The 2,521-nt window shown below is 55.8% G+C and carries 4 protein-coding genes and 1 tRNA gene; 4 read left to right on the top strand and 1 reads right to left on the bottom strand.

Features of this window, described 5'->3' with window-relative positions:
- From ACP5J3_RS13050 to ACP5J3_RS13035, 4 genes are all read left to right on the top strand, one after another.
- Positions 1-178, top strand: a 178-nt coding sequence (locus ACP5J3_RS13050; RefSeq protein ID WP_428496085.1) for an eL32 family ribosomal protein, incomplete at its 5' end; no start/stop codon positions are given.
- A 2-nt stretch (positions 179-180) separates the two neighbouring features.
- Positions 181-624 (top strand): 50S ribosomal protein L19e, encoded by a 444-nt coding sequence (locus ACP5J3_RS13045; protein ID WP_428496084.1) that lies wholly within the window; start codon positions 181-183, stop codon positions 622-624.
- 1 nt (position 625) lies between these two features.
- The gene (locus tag ACP5J3_RS13040; protein ID WP_428496083.1) at positions 626-1,243 is read left to right on the top strand and encodes a 50S ribosomal protein L18; all 618 of its coding nucleotides are present in this window, start codon (positions 626-628) and stop codon (positions 1,241-1,243) included.
- Positions 1,244-1,370: 127 nt separating this feature from the next.
- A tRNA-Thr gene (locus tag ACP5J3_RS13035) sits at positions 1,371-1,498 on the top strand.
- A 31-nt stretch (positions 1,499-1,529) separates the two neighbouring features.
- On the opposite strand, the gene ACP5J3_RS13030 is transcribed toward ACP5J3_RS13035, so the two are convergent.
- Positions 1,530-2,521 (bottom strand): hypothetical protein (locus tag ACP5J3_RS13030; RefSeq protein ID WP_428496082.1); only part of this gene is annotated, 992 nt, incomplete at its 5' end.

Below are 2,521 nucleotides of genomic sequence, written 5' to 3'. Positions count from 1 at the left end.
GCTGTCTAGGCTAGATCCGAAGATACACGCCGTCAGGATCGGGGGGACTGTGGGGTTGCGGAAGAGGATCGAGATTGTGAAGAAGGCGCGGGAGCTCGGCTTCTACGTGCTTAACCCCGGCAAGAGGGTGGAGGAGGCGCTTAGGAAAGAGTTAAATACCGCACAGTCTGGGCAGTAGGTATGGTCGACGTCAAGAGGCTGGCCGCAGATATCCTGGGCGTGGGGGTCAGCCGGGTGAAGATCTCGCCTGAGGCCGCGGAGAAGATAGAGGAGGTGGTCACCAAAGACGACGTGAGGGCTTTGATAGAGCAGGGGCTCATCTGGGCGGAGCCCAAAAAAGGCGTCTCTAGGGGAAGGTGGCGCGTTAGGCATCTAAAAAAGAAGAAGGGCAGGAGGAGGGGGCACGGCAACCGCAAGGGGAGGAGGACAGACGAGGAGGAGGTTTGGAAGAACAAGGTGAGGGCTATGAGGAGGTTTCTCAATACCCTCAAGCGGAGGGGGAAGCTGGAGCCAGCCGTGTGGCGCCAGCTGTATAAGATGGTGAAGGGCAACTACTTCCGCGACCTTGACCACTTGAAGACGTATATAAACGAGCACAAGTTGACAAAAGAGCCCGTGCGGTAGTATGGCGCGGGGCGGCAGATACAAGGTGCCCTTTAGGCGGAGGAGGGAGGGCCTCACAAACTACAGGAAGAGGAGGAAGTACCTCCTCTCCAGGAAGCCGAGGCTCGTCGTGAGGAAGACTAATAGACACATAATTGCGCAGGTGGTGGTCGCGAAGCCGCAGGGCGACGTCACGGTGGTTGGCGCAGATACGAGAATCCTCACGAAGTTCGGCTGGAAAGGCGATGAGAACAACACCGCGGCGGCCTACCTCCTTGGGCTCGTCGTGGGCTACAAGGCGAGGGCCCGCGGTGTGAAGGAGGCTATCCTCGACATAGGTCTCCACAGGCCGACCCCCGGGGCGAGGGTATTCGCAGTTCTGAAGGGGGCTCTCGACGCAGGTCTTGAAATCCCCCACGGCGAGGACGTGCTACCGGACGAGGAAAGGATAAAGGGAGAACACGTGGCGCAGTACGCAGAGAAGCTAAAGGAGGAGAACCCAGAAGCGTACAAGGCTAGGTTCAGCAGATACCTCCAGAGAGGGCTGGAGCCGGAGAGGCTCCCGGAGCACTTCGACGAAGTGAAGAAGAAAATAGCAGAACACTACGAGAAGAAGCTCGCCAAGGCCGCCGCACAATAGTTTTAACCCCAACACCCTCATCCATCTGAGTGCCGCCGGAGAGCCGCTCCCAGCGGCCCCATGAGAGGCGGTTCCCCGGCCTCTTTAAATAGAAAGACTTAAAAACACGGTGTAAACACTAGGCGAGGCCCCGGTAGCTCAGCTCGGTCGGAGCGCCCAGGGGCAAAGCCCCGTGGAAGCCTTGTAAGCGGGAGGTCCCGTCAGGCCCCCGCCAGGGGGGTCTGGGATAAGGTTCAAATCCCGGCCGGGGCTCCATCCGATCTTCATGAGGATAACGCTATTAGTGTCAAAAAGGGGGGATTTGGGATAACAACTTCTTTGTTACTGGCTTGTTTCTACTGGCTAGATATCTCGCAACGGCTTCTCTCAACGTCGGATCTCTCTTAACTAGCTCTTTCAACTCTCTCCACGGTATATACGCCACATACCAACGCCTATCAACGTACATCTTGGCGTGAGGCTTTAGGGCGTTTAGAGCCTTCTCTGCCTCTTCTCTCTCAGCGAAATACCTCACGGCGTGTAGTGTCTTAGCCGATAGATGGAGGCGCATCGCCACCCCCTTGATAACTACATACGCGGGATCGAAAGACGGCCTATAATCGACCAGAGCCTTTAGATACACCCACTTGTGGCTATACAATACCTCTAGGAGGACGCCATAACGTCCAGCAGACGTAGTTATCTTTTTAGCTAATTCTTTAGCCCTCCTTCGGCTAAGTTCAATTTTGCGATAATTATAACTCCCGCCTAATAAACCGTTAATCATCTCTATATTAACGGCTGTAGAAAGCCCTATTTTCTCCCTCCTGCCGTCCACCACTCCATCGCCGAGATACCACGTCAATAAAGGCCTGTAGTCGCCCCCACGTAAAGCCTCCAACGCCATCCTCTGGGCCTCCTCCTTACTCCATTTCTGCGTCCAATCCTTAGCCACGGCATAAATCTCTAGAGAGAGGCCGCCGGCATTTATGCCTACTTCAACTACATGTACTCTCATCCAACCAGGCCTAGTAGCAGACCACGCGAAGAGTTGCCACGGCTGTGTCGTGGCCATCATGGGCCGCTTCTTTTCTACCGTCTCGTCGCTCGCCCTCCAGCCTAGTTGGAAGACCTCTACCTCCTCTGGGCCTAGTCCAATACTGGGGAAGTACAGCTTGGCAGATATGTCGTGTAGAGGCAGTTTAAACACCGGGGCGCTGGTCGAATGTGCATGGATACATACGCCGCCGTCGCATATGTGGCTTACGGCTTTGCTCCTCTCTATCACCTCGACGCGGC

Source organism: Pyrobaculum sp., from assembly GCF_049971835.1.
In the GTDB taxonomy this organism is placed as follows: domain Archaea; phylum Thermoproteota; class Thermoprotei; order Thermoproteales; family Thermoproteaceae; genus Pyrobaculum.
This window is presented reverse-complemented; position numbering and strand designations above follow the sequence as displayed.